This is a genomic window from Streptomyces sp. Je 1-79, from assembly GCF_025195125.1.
Lineage (GTDB): Bacteria > Actinomycetota > Actinomycetes > Streptomycetales > Streptomycetaceae > Streptomyces.
In genome coordinates this window covers 355,062-370,096 of sequence record NZ_JAMGSL010000004.1, presented here as the reverse complement: position 1 = coordinate 370,096, position 15,035 = coordinate 355,062, and the positions used below count along the sequence as shown (strand labels likewise).

At 74.5% G+C, this 15,035-nt stretch carries 9 protein-coding genes; all 9 read right to left on the bottom strand.

The genetic code is table 11. The features are described from left to right. Nucleotides 1-17: 17 nt before the first annotated feature. Nucleotides 18-2,021: a TOMM precursor leader peptide-binding protein gene (locus M5362_RS09585; protein ID WP_260226953.1), complete on the bottom strand. Its 2,004-nt coding sequence runs from the start codon at nucleotides 2,019-2,021 to the stop codon at nucleotides 18-20. Continuing rightward, complete coding sequence (locus tag M5362_RS09580; protein WP_260226952.1) at nucleotides 2,018-2,773, bottom strand: ABC transporter permease; 756 nt, start codon at nucleotides 2,771-2,773, stop codon at nucleotides 2,018-2,020. Before M5362_RS09580 ends, M5362_RS09585 begins: the two co-directional genes overlap by 4 nt. Before the next feature lie 56 nt (nucleotides 2,774-2,829). Then, entirely contained in the window at nucleotides 2,830-3,813 is a 984-nt protein-coding gene (locus M5362_RS09575) for an ABC transporter ATP-binding protein (protein ID WP_260226951.1), read from the bottom strand. 14 nt (nucleotides 3,814-3,827) lie between these two features. Then, entirely contained in the window at nucleotides 3,828-5,084 is a 1,257-nt protein-coding gene (locus M5362_RS09570; RefSeq protein ID WP_260226950.1) for a metalloprotease, read from the bottom strand. Beyond that, complete coding sequence (locus tag M5362_RS09565) at nucleotides 5,081-6,127, bottom strand: lantibiotic dehydratase C-terminal domain-containing protein (protein ID WP_260227164.1); 1,047 nt, start codon at nucleotides 6,125-6,127, stop codon at nucleotides 5,081-5,083. The genes M5362_RS09570 and M5362_RS09565 overlap by 4 nt, the downstream gene beginning before the upstream one ends. A gap of 62 nt (nucleotides 6,128-6,189) precedes the next feature. Next, the gene (locus tag M5362_RS09560; protein ID WP_260226949.1) at nucleotides 6,190-8,952 is read right to left on the bottom strand and encodes a lantibiotic dehydratase family protein; all 2,763 of its coding nucleotides are present in this window, start codon (nucleotides 8,950-8,952) and stop codon (nucleotides 6,190-6,192) included. A 33-nt stretch (nucleotides 8,953-8,985) separates the two neighbouring features. After that, a complete protein-coding gene (locus M5362_RS09555; RefSeq protein ID WP_260226948.1) occupies nucleotides 8,986-10,629 on the bottom strand; it encodes a nitroreductase family protein in 1,644 nt (547 codons plus the stop codon). A 65-nt stretch (nucleotides 10,630-10,694) separates the two neighbouring features. Then, the gene (locus M5362_RS09550) at nucleotides 10,695-12,722 is read right to left on the bottom strand and encodes a TOMM precursor leader peptide-binding protein (RefSeq protein WP_260226947.1); all 2,028 of its coding nucleotides are present in this window, start codon (nucleotides 12,720-12,722) and stop codon (nucleotides 10,695-10,697) included. Further along, nucleotides 12,709-15,033, bottom strand: a complete 2,325-nt coding sequence (locus tag M5362_RS09545) for a TOMM precursor leader peptide-binding protein (RefSeq protein WP_374214434.1) — start codon at nucleotides 15,031-15,033, stop codon at nucleotides 12,709-12,711. Before M5362_RS09545 ends, M5362_RS09550 begins: the two co-directional genes overlap by 14 nt. Between the last annotated feature and the right edge of the window lie 2 nt (nucleotides 15,034-15,035).

Here is a 15,035-nt window from a genome sequence, read left to right as displayed (position 1 = left end):
GGCGGGGGCTGCGCCGCTCACGGGAACGGGTGCGGCACGGCCTTGATCTCCTCCTCGCGCAGATCGGTCGTGCGTCTGCCCGACGCCCGCAGGGCGGTCCGCAGCCGGGGCATCAGCAGGGCGCGCTGGCGGGTCCAGCCGAAGTCCAGGGGCAGCAGCCCCGGCACGATCGTGGCCACCGTGTGCAGCCCCATCCGCCGCTGCTCGGGCGTGGTCTGGTCGACGGCGATCACGTCGTGCCCGTTGCGGGCCAGGCCGTCGCGGAGCAGCCGGAGGTCGTCCATCAGGTCGCCGGTGCGGGGGCGCAGCGGCTCCCAGTCGCGGAAGGCCTCGTCGAGGGAGCGGACCTCGGCCGGCTCCAGGTACTCGCGCGCGTGCCGGGTCATCCCGGGCAGCCCGTAGAGCTGGGCGTGGTCCTTGAGGTGCCGTACCCGGGTGAAGTCCCGCGCCATTTCCTCCAGTTCACCGAGCCGTTCGGCGACCTGGTAGGGCAGGTGCGGGATGTAGGTGAGGACCTCGGAGAGCGCCGCGTCGACGGTTCCCTCGGGGTCGAACCCGGCCGCGGCGCTGAAGGAGAGCGCGCCCGGACCGCCGTCGCGGCGGACGGCGAGGGCGGTGACGACGGGTACGGCGAGGTCCATGCGGGTGTCGTAGGCGTGCACGTCGTAGCCGTGCATCGCGGCCCGGTCGATCATGGAGCGGATGGCGGGGGCCCGGCAGGTGGCGAGGTCGATCCGGGTGAGCCGGGCTCGGCCGTACCAGGCGAGCAGGAAGGCGTCCCGCTCGATCAGTTCGAGGAGTCCGAAGAGGATCGCCTCCTCCAGACTGCCGCCGGTGGCACAGCCGTTGGAGCACTCGAAGACGAAGTTGTCGGCGTCGACCCCGGCGCTGTAGTGCGCCAGGCGGGCCGGTACGAGGACGGGGCGCTCGTCGCGCAGCGAGTGGCCCCACACCCACGGGATCGCGCGCTCGGGATCGAACGGGCTGACGAGGTGGTCCCGCGCGTACGTCTCCGGGGCGTAGAGGCCGCACTCGGCGGGGTCGAGGACGGGGGCGCCGGCGGCGACCAGCTCGCGGTGGGAGGCGGAGACGGCGGAGGTGCCGCGTCGCCGGTGGGTGCCCGCGTAGCGCTCCAGGCCCTCCAGATGGGCCAGCGTGCGGCTGGTGCCGTAGCTGTTGGCCTGGCCGCTCCAGGTGACGTCGTTGAGGCCCGCGTAACCGCGGACGAAGTGGGTGCCCGCCACCGGGGCGGTGGTGGTGGAGACCGGGTTGATCCAGACGTCCGAACCGAGGGCGCCGCAGACCGGGTTGGCCAGCGCCGTGGTCGGCAGCCGGTACGAGCCGAGGGAGCGCAGCCGGTAGCCGTCCGGGTCCGGTTTGGGGGCGGGACCGAGCGTCATCCGGGCCGACTCGGCGGTGTCCGGGCGCTCGCGCACACAGGACGGGCAGAGCGGTTCGGGGAGCAGCGGGAAGGTCGCGGTGGCGAGGGTGACGAGGTCGACCCGGGTGACCTGGGGCAGTTCCCCGTCGGGCGCGGACGCGGTGGAGGGGGTGGGGCGGTCACCGGTGAGGGTCGCCCGGTACGCCGCCCAGACGGCGTCGAGGGCGTAGTCGGTGAACACCGGCCAGGCGGCGGCGCCCTGGGAGACGTAACCGAGTTCCAGGGCCTCCCGCTCGGAGCGGCTGCGCAGCCGCTGCCAGCGCATGGCGAGGCACTGGCCGCAGGCCCGCGCGTCGGCCCGGCCGCCCCAGGGGCCGAGCAGCACCGCCCGCGAGGTGAGGTGGACGGTGGCGTCGGCGCGGACCGGGGCGTACGCGTCGGGGTGGCCGAACCCCAGGGTGTCGGCGGCGCCGAGGGGGACCACCAGCGGTCCGGGCAGCCGGTCAGCCCCGGGCTCCCGGGCCGTGACGGCGGCCCGGTGGCGGGCGGACAGTTCACGCTGGAGGCGCCCTCGGGCGGCCTCGAACGGCGCGCCCTCGGGTGCCCGGGCCGCCGCGGCGGGCGGTGCCTCGGTCGTCATGACTTGTCGCTCCAGCGGAAGGTCTTCAGCGCGACCGCGCCGAGGACGACGGCGACTCCGGCGAGGACTCCGCACGCCACGGCGATGTCGCCGCCCGATCCGTTGCCGGTGAGCGCGGCGGAGACGCCGTCGTTGAGGTAGTAGAGCGGCAGGGCGTGGGCGAGGCTCTGCATCCAGTCCGGCATCGCGTCCAGCGGGAAGAACGAGCCGGACAGGAAGGCCATCGGGATCATCAGGCAGTTCGCGACCGCCGCCACCGCCTCGGGCGTCTTCGCGAACGAGCCGACGATGACGCCGAGCGCGAGGAAGGCCGTGATGCCGAGGACGAGCACGGGCAGGACGAGCGGCCAGGAGCCGGCCGGGCTCAGCCCGAACCAGGGCAGGATCGCCACCCCGACGAAGAGCGCGGTCTGGACGACACCGATGGCGATGGCGAGCCCGTAGCGGGAGGCGAGCACGGAGGGCAGCCGGACGGGCGTCATCCGGATGAGCCGCAGGATGTCGTCGCGGCGCCACTGCATGAGGACGAAGCCCACGCCGAAGACGGCCGCGTTGGCGACGCCCCAGGAGAGCACGCCGGGGGCGATGTAGTTGATGTACGGCTCGCCGCTCTGCTCCACCTCCTTGCCGTGGAAGATCAGCCCGAAGACGACCAGGAAGAGCAGGGGGAAGGCGAAGGTGAAGAAGAGGGTGGTCTTGTCGCGGGTGTAGGCCCGGTAGCCCGCGCGGGTCAGTGCGGCGTATGCGCTCATGCGGTGTGTCTCCGTGTCCGTTCTCTGGTCTCTGTCCACGTCCGGTGGGCGCGGGGCTACGACTGCGGTGCGTCGCCGGTCAGTTGGAGGTAGACGTCCTCCAGGCTGGCGGTACGGGTACGGATGCCCTGGAGACCGGCGATCTCGCCGACCGCCGCGAGGACCGGGCCCGCGTCGACGGTCTCCAGGACGACCGTGTCCGCCTCCTCGGTGACGCCGAGGACGCCCGGGATGGCCCGCGCGGCCTCCGGCGAGAGCCTTCCCGCGGGGACCACCAGGCGGGTGGTGGGGCTGCCGGCGGAGACCAGCCGGGCCGGGGTGTCCAGGGCGCGCACCCGCCCGTCCACGATGATGGCGACCCGGTCGCAGAGCGCCTCGGCCTCGTCGAGGTGGTGGGTGGTGTAGACGATGGTGCGGCCCGCGCCCTTGAGGTCGCGGAGGACCTGCCACAGCGCCCGCCTGGCCTGCGGGTCGAGGGCCGCGGTCGGCTCGTCGAGGAAGATCAGCTCCGGCTCGTGGACCAGCGCCGAGGCGATGGCGAGCCGCTGGCGCTGGCCGCCGGACAGGTCCTCGACCCGGACCGCGCCCTGCTCGGTCAGGCCGACGGAGGCGAGGGCCCGCTCGACGGCGTCCCGCCCGGCGCCGTAGAGCGCGGCGACGGTCTCCAGGTGCTCGCGGGCGGTGAGCCGGACGAAGAACGCGGAGGTCTGCGTCTGCACGCCGATCCGGGGCAGCAGCCCGACGTTGCGGGGCCAGGGGCTCTCCCCGAACACGGTGACCGTTCCGGAGTCGGCCTGCCGCTGCCCCTCCACGATCTCGATCAGGGTGGTCTTGCCGGCGCCGTTGGGGCCGAGCAGACCGAAGAACTCGCCGCGTGCCACGGTCAGCGAGATGCCGTCCACGGCCGCCTTGGTGCCGTACCGCTTGTGTACGGAGTCGAGCACGATCGCCGCGTCCCGGCGCTCGTCCCCCCGGCCCTGCTCGGTGGTCTCTCGGGTCGCCGCGCTCTCCCGCGCGGAGGACGGGGTGGTGGGGGGCATGGTGCGCTCCTTGTTCACGCGGCTCGGGCCGCCGTCAGCAGGTGGTGGATCAGTGCCGCTGCCGAGGCGGCGAGAACACCGAGGACGAGCAGGCTGCCCAGTCCGTAGACGGTGTAGACGGTTCGGGCCCGGCGCGGATAGCCGGCGGCCGCCGGGTCGCGCCGGAGGGCGAGCCGGAGGAAGTCGCGGCTGGAGGCGGCGAGTTCGGTGGCTCCGGCCCACTGGCTGACGATCTTGTAGCCGTCGAGCGGGGGCAGGGGCACCAGCATGGCGTACGCCTGCGCGCTGCCGAGCAGCAGCAGGCCGGTCAGGGCGTCGTGCGTGGCCGTGTCCAGCGGCGCCCACAGCCACAGGGCGCAGAAGGGCAGCAGAAAGAGGAGGTTCATCACGGCGCCCGCGACGGCGGTCGCGATGCGGTGCCAACGGGTCCGGAGATAGAGGTAGTTGTCCACGGTGCAATACATGATCACCACTGGGAGCCGCCAGCGCAGCCCGATCTCGCCGACTCGGCCACCGAAATGGCGCGCGACCACCCCGTGCGCCAGTTCGTGCAGGGCGGTGCTGAGCCACAGGAGCACGGCAGTGGCGGTCAGCAGGACGGGGTTGAGGAAGAGGTCCCGGGCGGCCAGCAGCGCCTCACCCGCGCGCAGGGCGAGGACGGTCTGCATGGCGAGGACCGCGCCCAGCAGCGGCACCAGACAGACGGGGCGCAGCAGGAAGCCCACGGCGCGGTGCAGGCGGGCTGCGGTCGCGTCGGCGTCCGCGACGAGCCGGAGACTGCCGCTCATGAGGCGCCGCGCGGGCTTCGCCGCGGGGTGGGCGGGCTTCGCTTCGGGTACGGCTCCGGGCCCGGCGGGCTTCGCTTCGGGTACGGCCCCGGACACGGCAGGCTTGGCTGCCCGTACGGCCCCGGGCCCGGCGGCCGGCGCTTCGGGGACGGGGCCGGGCGGGGGCGTGCGGGGGCCCGCCAGGAGGCCGCGCGTGCCCAGCATGCCCAGCAGCTGGAGCCAGTTGGCGTCGCCCAGACGGCGCCCGTACTCGCTCGCGTACGCCTCCCCGAGCTGCGCGAGCGTACGGCTGCCGTCCATCCGGGAGATCAGGAAGGACTCCTTGACGCCGACCTGGAAGGACTGGCCGCCGGCGGTGTCCTTGATCAGGTGCACCGTCCTCGGCCCGTGCAGGAACGCGTCGCTCACGAGCACGCCCTCGCGGAGCGCCGGCCGGTGGTCGGCGAGGGCCCCGGCGGAGGCGGCCGCCGGCCCGGCCGTCACGCGGACTCCCGTAGGCAGCGGCCGAGGACGTGGGAGAGGTAGGCCTCGTCGCGGATGGTCACGTGCAGCCGGTTGTTGGTCATGTGCATGTACGGGGAGAGGAGGAGCGGCAGGGCGACGGCCGGGTCGGTGACCCGCTCGTCGCGCTCGCCGTCCCAGGAGCGGAAGACGAGCTCCCCGGCGCGTGCCAACCGCTCCGCGCGCTCGCGCAGTTCGAGACAGTGCTCGGCCCAGCCGCCCAGGAACGCGGGCAGCCTGACCGGCCCGCCGCCGTCCGCCACGGCGGACCGGACGGCGGCGAAGCGGGCGGCCAGGTCCGGGGCCATGGCCGCGTAGTTGCGGTCGTACTCCTCGCTCCCGATGAAGCCGGTGCCGGGGAACGCCTTGTGCCAGAACGCGTAGTAGCTGTCCAGGTAGTCGGCCAGCTCCTGCTCGCCCGGCAGGAAGGCCGCCGACATGACCATCATCAGCTGGGCCGAGGTGCCGAGCAGGACCGTCCGCAGATGCAGGTTCTTGGTGCGGAAGGCGTCCACGACCAGCTCGCTTGAGTACCGGAAGTGCCACTCGGCGAGCTCGACCCCGGCCGGGCCGCCGTACTTGCCGTACTCGGGTTCGTAGGGTTCGGCGCTGCGCGAGTTGTTCGGGCGCAGTCGCATCCGGCCGTCGTCGTCGACGAAGGGCGCGCGCTCGGCACCGGGGAACTCGATCTCGAACAGGGTGTTGTAGAAGTCGTGCAGGAAGCCGGAGTCCACCTCGTACAGGGCGGGCCGCTCGGCGAGGAAGGCGTCGATCGCCCGCTCGGTGCGGCGGCGCACCTCGGGTTCGGCCTCGGGCGTGGACGGCCGGATCCGCAGCCGGACGTGCGGGCCCTCCAGCCAGTAGTTGATGAAGAACCAGTCGGCAAGCAGGCCTTCCTCGGCCAGTTCCGCCACGAGCGGGCGGACGCACTGGAGGAGGAAGGGGCGCGGGTTGGCCGCGTAGAAGACGTGGGTGGCCTGCCAGGCGCCCCGGGCCGCCGCCGTCACGGAAGGCGAGGCCGTCACGGAGGGCGAGGCCGTCACGGAGGGCGAGGCCGCCGAGGGCGAGGTCGCGGGTGGGACGGCGGTCATCGGGGGTTCCCCTTCCGGGTCTGCGGGCTCTGGGCGCTCCGCGGGGTCGCGGCGGCGGGCGCGAGGGTCTCCACGGCCAGTTCGGCCACATGGCGCCCGCGCCCGGTGGTGACGTGCAGCGCGTCCTCGTCCGGCAGCGCCTCACGGAACACCACGCGGGCCTCCGCGCTCTTCAGCAGCGCCTCGAACGCGGCCAGCGACAGGGCGCTGTCGAAGTCCAGGTACTGCGGCTTGGCGCCGGTCGCCCCGCGAGCGCCGCTGTCCGAGACGGTGGCGAAGACCCGGTCGGGCAGTCCGTGCGCGCGCCGGAAGCGGTGCCAGCCGAGGAACCACTCCGCGTCCGCGGCGGAGCCGTCGCGGCCGTCCCCACCGCCCGCCGCGCGCAGCGGGAGCACGGAGGCAGGGGCACTCCAGCTGCGGCGGGCGAGCACCAGAGCGCCGTGGCGGACCCGGGGCCGTGAGGTCACGCCGGCCACCGGCTCGCCCTCCGGCACCCCGCCCCAGACGTTCAGCGGCGCCATCGAGGTCGGCGAGAGCAGCAGCAGCGTGCGGGCCAGCTCGGGCAGGGCGAGCGGTACGAGGTAGCCGAGGTAGACGGGCACCACGTCGCGGCCGAGCCGGGCCGAGCGCAGCACCAGCCGGTCCGTACGCTCGTCGTGCACGACGGACAGGTCGTCCAGACCGATGCGGTACTCCGGTTCCAGGGTGCCCGTCTCGCCGGGGCAGACGATCTCGTACGGAGTGAGCCGGCCGTGCAGGTTGAGGTTGCTGGTCACCGGGCCGCCGGTCACCTCGGCGAGGACCGCGCCCGGCGGAACCACGGAGTCGGATCCTTCGAGCAGGCGCTCGGCGAGCCCCTCGAAGCAGTGCGTGAAGCGGCTGAACGGGAAGGACAGCCCGCCGTAGGAGCGGTTGAGGACGAGGAGCGGCGGTCCGCCGGTCCGGTCGGCGAGCTGGATGTGGTGGCTCATCGGCGCGAAGTGCGGTGCGAGGCCGTCCAGTTCGTTCGCGACCTCGGCCATGAAGGCGTCGTCCAGGACGATCTCGTCCGTCCCGCCGGACGTCGACTCCCGCCACAGGGAGCGCATCCGCTCCACGAAGGACATCCGGGCCGTGTCGAGGGCCTTCAGCTCCGGTTGCCCGAGCCAGTTCTCCTCGGGCACGTAGCGGCCGTCCGTGTCGAAGGTGGTGCGCTTCGCCGTGAACGACATGTACTGCTCGAAGAAGTCCTCGTGGAAGTCGTGGACCAGCTTGAGCAGGTCGTCGCAGCGCCCGCCCCGACCGTGGCGCGCGAGGAAGAAGCCCTTCAGGATCAGCCGCTGAGGGAGCGTCAGGTCGAAGGCGGGCAGCACGCGTTCCACCCTCGCCAGCGGACCGGCGGCCAGCCGCGCCCACGCGTCGGCGTCGAGACCGGTCGCCGTGCCCGCCGCCGCGTCCTCGTACAGCACGGTCTGCGGGACACGCCCCTCGTCGGCCCCGAGCGACAGCTGGATCTCCCGCAGCCCGTCGCGCAGCGCGGCGAGCAGGGCCGGCCGGTCGGCCGGGGCGGCGTGGGCGAACCGGTCCACGAGGGAGACCGGTCCGTCCAGCGCGGCGACCAGTTCGTCGGCCCAGGGCCGCTCGACGGCCCTCAGGGACGCCTGGAAGGCCCGCAGCGGATCGGTGTCGTGGACCTCCGTGCGCAGTCCCGGCACCTGGAGCATGCCGACGTCCAGGAGCGCGCCGAGGTACCGCTCGACGTCGTCGGAGTCCGTGCCGTGCTCGGCGGCCAGCCAGTCGGCGACCTCGCCGTGGCGCAGCGTGCCCCGCTCCTCGAAGAGGCCGAGCAGCCGTTCCAGTGTGCCGCTGCGCCGCAGGAAGAAGAGCCGGTCCCGTACGGCGTCGAAGGTGACGGCCGTGTCGTCGTCGCCCGCGGTGACCCAGCGGCGGACGTACCGGACCCGGTCGTCGTCCCTGCCCCAGCCGCTGGCGAGCGAGACGGGCAGGTCGGCGCGGCGGACGGGGTCGGCGGCGATGGTCTCGGCGATCCGGCCGAGGGCGACGACGTTCAGCCGCGCGTGGCCGGTCCACTCGTCGTCGACCCGGACGGCGAGGCCGCCGGATTCCGCGCCCTCGGCGAACTCACCCAGAGCGACACCGGTGAACGTGGAGAACGGGCTGGTCTTGCACACGGTCCGGTACAGATACGACAGCAGCGAGCGCTCGATCTTGCGCTGCTTCTTGCCCGAGACGGCAGCGGCGGCTTCGGCGACCGTCGGCGCGGCCTCCACCGCTCGTACGTATGTGTCGAGTTGGGCGTGCAGAGCTGGCGAGGCGAGCAGCAGAGCCCTGCGCAGCCGCTCCTCTCCGGCGCGTCGGCCGAGGGCGGTACGGGCGCGTCCGGTCTCCTCTGCGAGCAGGGCCGCGCCCACCGCGCGCCGCTCGGTGAGCGCGCGGTGATCGGCCAGCCAGGCGGCGAGGGCCCGGCCGGCCTCCGCGTCCAGACCGGCGACCAACTCCCGTGCCCCGTCCGGGTCCTGGGGTGGCCGGCCGTTGAACACGGCGCGGCGCAGGGCGAGCAGTCGGCGCCGGACGCCCTCGTCACCCTCTCCGGTGCGGCCGATCAGGTCGTGCAGGAGGTCACCGACGGCCTCGCCCGCACGCCCGAGCGCGTCGGCCGCTTCGGCGACCTCGTCGGCCCAGCGGCGGCTGTCGGGACAGCGGAGCTCCCGTACGGTCTCCACGGGCAGCCCGGCCACCCGGAGCACGAACGGCGTCATGGTTCTCCCTCTGTCGTCGCCCATGAGCGCGGCTCAGGCGATCTCGTGGCGGAAGTCGGCCGGACCGGGCCGTTCGTGGCCGACGAGCATGATCAGCAGCGGGGCCTCACCGGTCCCGTCGAGGCCGAGTTCCTCGATGTACGAGATGTTGTCGAAGCCCAGCGCCACACCGCACCCCAGCTCCATCGCGGCGGAGGCGGTGTACACGGCCTGGGACACGGCGCCGATCGTCGCACCGACCAGCCGGTAGCCCCGGTCGCCCACGGCGTCCAGGACCGCCGAGGTCCGCATGGCGGGCACCAGGACGGCCCCGGCCTGCTCCAGGTTGTAGTTCGCCAGGAAGTAGTTCTTCTGCAGGAAGGCGCCGGGGCGCCCCTCCTTGATGAGCCGCAGGGCGCCCGCGTCGGGGTCGTAGGCGTAGCTGCCCGTGGCGAGACCCTCGACGTGGTTGACGAAGACGTACAGCCGCGCGGGCCATGCGTCGCCGGCGCCACCCGCGTCGCCCATGGCCCCGGTGCCGCCCCCGGTGCCGCCCGAGCCCCCTGCGCCCCCTGTGTCGCCGCCCAGCCTGGACGCGGCCGTGGCGGCGGCGAGGCAGGCGGCCAACTGGTCGGCGCCGATCGGGCGTTGGGCGTCGAACCGGCCGAAGCTGCTGCGTCGGCGGCGCAGCGCGGTGCGGACGTCCGCCTCCAGGGAACGGGGGACGGGCAGCGGGACCTCGGGCCGGTCCGTGTGCGGAGGTGCCACGGCGGCCGGGGCGAGCGCACCGGCGGTGGGCCTGTCGGCGGCGCCCCGGGAGGTGGCGGCCTGCATCCCGGTCACCGCCTCGAACGTGAGGACCGTACGGGACCGCTCGACGTCCGTACGGCGCACCGAGGCGCGGGCGGCGGGCGCGCCGGCCTTGGAGGCGCCCGCCCAGCGCAGCGGGACCACCGCGAAGACGCCCTCCTCGTCGGACCGCACCCCGAGGAGCCGGGCGAGCCGTTCCTCGTCGAACCAGAGGGCCGGCTCGATCTCCAGGCCCCGGGCCCGTGCCCACATCCGCCAGGTCTGGAGCACGGTCCCGATGTCCATGCTCACGGCATGGAAGGAGAAGCTGTTGTACTTGAAGGCGTTCTGCCAGTACTTGACGCCCAGGACCAGGTACTGGTCGGTCGGGGCGGGACCCGGCGCCCCCTCCCCCAGCGCCTCGCGCACCTCGCCGGTCACCTCACCGGTGAGCAGGCGCTGCATGGCGTGGTGGCGGGTCGCGTAGTAGTGCACGCCGGGCGGGACGGGGCCGCTCGCGCCGGACACCCAGTAGACGCTCACCGGGTAGAGACCGCCTCCCGATGCGGTGCCGCGGGACCAGTTGGCGAGCGGGTACGAGGGCAGGGCGCTCAGGTCGGTGTTGGCCTGGACGCCGAGCCGGCGGCCGGTGAGCCCGTAGGAGTCGCGCAGCATCCCGGAGAGCAGGGCGAGGTCGAACCCGGCTCCCCCGCCCGGGTGTCCGGCGAGCCCGCGGTCGAGGCTCGCGTCGGCCGGGTAGGCGCAGTCGGGCAGCGGGAGGCTGTCCACGCCGGGGTAGTACTTGGTCTTGCGCGGGGCGTCGGCCCAGTTCGGGACGTGGTCGGCCGGGGGCATCGGGACCCGGCCGCGCCGCATGATGGCGGCGGCGTAGTCGTGGGCGTACCCCATGGGGAACTCCTTGGTCGCAGTCTCGGACGCGGACGGTCGGGGAAGCGGCGATGACCGGCGCCCGCTCATGGGAAGGGGTGGGGAGCGGGGTTGAACTCGGTGGGATCCAGGTCGTGGGCGCGCAGGCCCGCCTCCCGGAGGGCGGTGCGCATCCGGGGCATCCCGAGCGCGCGCTGGCGCGTGTGGCCGAAGTCGATGGGCAGCAGGCCCGGGACGAGGACGCTGACGGTGGTGAGGCCGAGGCGCCGCTGCTCGGGCATGGTCTGGTCGACGACGATCGTGTCGAACCCGGCACGCGCGACCGCGTCCACGCACGCCTCCAGGTCGTCGCGCAGGTCGTCGGAGACGGGCAGCACACGGCCGTCCCCGTACACCTCGGCGAAGGACCGTTTCGGCGGGCGGGGCGCGCCGGGCTCCCCGAGCAGGAAGTGGGCGTGGTCGCCCATCTCGGGTATGCCGTACGCCAGCGGGTGGTCGTGCAGGGCCGCCACCTTGTCGAAGTCGCCGGCCATCGCCCGCAGCCGTTCCTCGTCACGTTCGGTGCGGCTCTGGAGGTTGACGGAGTCGGTGGCGATCTCGCAGAGGGCTCCCGCGAGCGCGGCCTCCGGGTCGAGGCCGGCGCCGGCGCCGAAGCACATCCGGCCGAGGCCGCCGTCGGGACGGACGGCGACGCCGGTGACGACCGGGACCGGGAAGGTGATCCGGGTGTCGAAGAACCGGGCCTCGTAGCCGTACATCGCCAGCCGGTCGACCATGTGCCGGGTCGCGCGACGGGTGCTGGTGCGCGGATCGATCTCGGGGAGCGCGACCCGTCCGTACCAGGCGAGGAGGAAGGCGTCCCGTTCGACGACCTCCATCAGGCCGAAGTAGGCGGCCTCCTCCAGACTCCCGCCGGAGGCACAGCCGTTGGAGGACTCCTGCACGAAGCGGTTCTCCAGACCGGGCGAGTGATAGTACGTCAGGACCTCGGGGACGAGAACGGGTTCGCGGTCACGGAGCGAGTAGCCCCACACCCAGGGAAGTTCGCGGTCGGGGGTGAAGGGCCGCACACGCGGGTTGGCCCGGTGGAACGCCTCCGAGTACAGGCCGCAGCGGCGCGGGTCGAGGGCCGGCAGGCCCTGCGCCGTGAGCCCGTCGAGGGAGTCGCGCACCCCGGCGTGCTTGGACCGGGCGCGCATGCCGGCGTACCGCTCGAGGCCCTCCAGGACGCCGATGCGGACGCTCCCGGCGAAGGTGTCGGCGTGACCGCCCCAGAAGGTCTCCCGGAGGTACTCCCCGGAGCGCATGGAGAAGCAGCCGATGGTGGCGGAGGTGGAGAGCGAGGCGACGTCCTGGACCACGGAGGGGCCGAGCGACCCGCAGACGGGGTTGGCGTACGGCTCGACGGGCAGCTCGTAGTCGCCGATGTCCCGGACCCGGAAACCGCCGGGGCGGTGCTTGGGGGCGGGGCGCAGATCGAGGACGGCGGCGCGCGCGGTGTCCTCCTCGGCGGTGCCGCAGTCGGGGCACTCGGGGTCCGGCACGAGGGGGTAGTGGCGGATCCGCAGGGTCGTCAGGTCGACCAGGTGGACGGTGGGGAAGACCCGTTCGGCGGGGCCGCCGCCCGCGAGCCGGGTGGCGATCAGCCCGGCGAGCGCGTCGGCGGCGAAGGGGGTGGTGTACGGGGATCCGCCGGCCGCGCGGGTGCCGGAGCCGAGCTCCAGCGCCTCGCGCAGCGCGACGGAGCGGACGGCCTGCCAGCGGCGCTCCAGGCAGGTGACGCAGACCGGCTGCCCGCTCGCGCCGCCGGGGAAGGGCCCGACGACGGCCTGCCGTCCGTAGAAGCGCACGGGCACGCGGTCGCCCGGGGCGCCTTCCGCTCTCGCGCCGTCGGCCGCCCCGCCCCCCGGCGTAGCCTCCGCACGCCGTTCGGTCCGGAACGCGTCCCGTACGCCGATCGGCGCGACGTCCACGGCCGCGTCCGGGGCGCCGTGGGCGCGGAGCGTGCGACGGACGAGCCGCGACAGCGCACGGGCGGACGGCGCCCACACCTCCTCGGGTCCGGCGCCGGAGGCCGCGGGGGTCGGGGGTGCGGTCGTGTCAGCGGTGGGCATCGGAGGCGTCCCCGTTGGGCAGGGTGAGCAGGACGCGGGCCGTGCTCACGCCGCAGGCGGCGAGGTCGGCGGGGGTGGTCGCGACGTACAGCACGTCCCGGCCGGTCGCCCGCAGCCGCTCCAGTACGGCGTCGAAGGTGGCGGTCTCGCCCGTCACGGGCCGCTCCGTTCCGTCGCCGACGGCGATCGTCCCGGCGGCGAGGTCGGTGACGAGCGGCAGGCCGAGGTCGACCTCCTCGGACGGTTCCTCCGCCGCGAGCTGCACCTGGCCGAGGAGGTCGCGCAGCGCGTCGCAGGCCGCGTCCCGGCGGGAGAGCCCCGCGCCCACCGACCAGCGGCCGCCGCCGTGGTCCGTCGTCTCGCGGGCCAGGACGGCGTACGCCGACGAGCGCTCCTCCTCGCCGAGGTCGAGCAGCTCCACGGCGACGCCGAGGTTGGCGGCGGACCGGATCAGGAACACCAGTTCCGGGTCGCCGTCCGCGTCGACGGAGGCCCCGTCCACGACCGGGACCGCCACCGGCGCCACCCGGGTCTCCCCGCGCAGGGCGCGCAGCAGGGCCTCGTGTGCCAGCGCCGACAGCAGCCCCCGGCCCGCGGCCTCCTGTGCCGTGGCGCCCGCGCCCGCCCCCGCGCCGGTCGCCAGGACCGACCGGTCGCGGTTGGCGGGCCCGAGGGTGCGCACGGCGGCCTCGGGGACGGCCACGGACTCCTTGGTGAGCAGCGAGGTCGCGGTCGTCCACGCCGTGACGGCGTCGGAGCCGGTGCCCGTGCCGCCGCCGGTGGTCAGGGCGTCGGGCAGGACGTGGACGCTCGGTGCGCCGCCGTCCGACCCGGCGGGGGCGGGGAGGGTGACGTGCTCCACGTAGGCCTCCGCCGCCGCGTACAGGGCCCGGGTCCGAGCGCCCGCCAGGTGGTGCACGTCGAAGGCGGCGATACGGCGGCGCTCCCCGTGCCCGAGCGCGAGTTCGAGACGGCTGATCTTCAGCGGCGTCTGGGTGAGGTCCTCGTCCTCGTAGCGGCTGAAGATCCCGGTGTGGGGCCGGACGAGCGCGGCGCTCAGCGTGTTCAGCCGGTCGACCGCGTCCTCGGCCTCGCGCGCGGTCCGCACGCTCGGGGTCTCGGGCAGCGCCAGGGTGGCAGGCGCGGCCCTCCGCTCCTCGGCGGCGAGGTCGACGAGGGCGGCGCAGCGGCGGCAGCGCGGGTGGGGGTGGACGGGTTCGGCGACGACGTCCAGCGACGCCAGGTCCTGGAGCAGCGCCTGGCCCGCGGTCTCGGCGGGCAGCGCGCCGGTCGTGAGGCGGAACACCTCGTACCCGAGCAGGTTGCCCGTCATCGCCGCGACCGGTCCGGTGAGCGGCGCGCCGTGGCCGGCGGTGGAGGAGCCGGGGGACGGGACCGAGCCACCCGCCACCTCCGCCCAGAGCTCGGCGGCGGCCGCGGCGTCGGTGTTCGTGCCGAGCCGGAGCACGGCGCAGGACCAGCAGCCGGTGGCTGAGTCGGTGGAGAGCGGACCGACGACGGACCGTTCGCCGAACGTCCAGGCGGGGATCAGGGTCCGGCCCTTGGGCACTCCCGAGGTCAGCAGCCGGTGGACACGGACCGCCGCCCCCGGCCCGGTGACGACCACGATGTCGTAGCCCGCGAGGTCCGCCCAGCCGGCGTCGGCCTCGATCGGCTCGATCCGCACGGGGCAGCCTCGCGCCCCGACCTCGGCCGCCTCCTCGCCCGCCTCCGGGAGGACGGCGGTGACGCCGATGTGGGCGCAGCCGTTCCGTATCAGGCTCAGCGCGCACCAGCGGGCGGTCTCGTCCGCGCCGAGGACGGCGACGCGGGTGCGGCGGAACCGGTCGAAACGGGCGGGCGCGCCTTCGGCGTAGTGGTCGACGTAGGCGATCTGCGCGGCGAACTCCCGCTGGACCGCTTCGTGTTCCGGGTCGTGGTGCGCGTCCTTCGGGTCGGCGGGCAACGCGTCGGCCTCGGGTACGTCGCGGGCGAAGGAGCGTGCGTAGAGGGTGCCCACCAGCGCGGCGGCCATGGCCCGTTGGGCGGGGCCGAAGCCGGCACAGAGCTCGGAGAGCGTGTGACCCCCCGTCAGATGCGGGACCACGAGCGAGGCGAAGCGGTACGCCGTGCGTCCGGTGAGGTGGAAGCCGCCGTCGGCGTTGTGGAAGAGGACCCCGCCGGGCGTCTCGGTGAAGAGCACGTCGCGGCGGATGCGGGGACGGGTTCCGGCGAGCGCGTCGAACGCCGCCTCGGGGTCCGGTGCGGCGCCCGGAGCGGACGCCGTGCCAGCCATGTCAGCCTCAGCCATGT

Excerpts from the sequence above, each read along its gene's own strand:
- M5362_RS09585 (WP_260226953.1), bottom strand. The coding sequence starts at position 2,021 with ATGACGACCGAGGCACCGCCCGCCGCGGCGGCCCGGGCACCCGAGGGC.
- M5362_RS09580 (WP_260226952.1), bottom strand. The coding sequence starts at position 2,773 with ATGAGCGCATACGCCGCACTGACCCGCGCGGGCTACCGGGCCTACACC.
- M5362_RS09575 (WP_260226951.1), bottom strand. The coding sequence starts at position 3,813 with ATGCCCCCCACCACCCCGTCCTCCGCGCGGGAGAGCGCGGCGACCCGA.
- M5362_RS09560 (WP_260226949.1), bottom strand. The coding sequence starts at position 8,952 with ATGACGCCGTTCGTGCTCCGGGTGGCCGGGCTGCCCGTGGAGACCGTA.
- M5362_RS09555 (WP_260226948.1), bottom strand. The coding sequence starts at position 10,629 with ATGGGGTACGCCCACGACTACGCCGCCGCCATCATGCGGCGCGGCCGG.
- M5362_RS09550 (WP_260226947.1), bottom strand. The coding sequence starts at position 12,722 with ATGCCCACCGCTGACACGACCGCACCCCCGACCCCCGCGGCCTCCGGC.
- M5362_RS09545 (WP_374214434.1), bottom strand. The coding sequence starts at position 15,033 with ATGGCTGAGGCTGACATGGCTGGCACGGCGTCCGCTCCGGGCGCCGCA.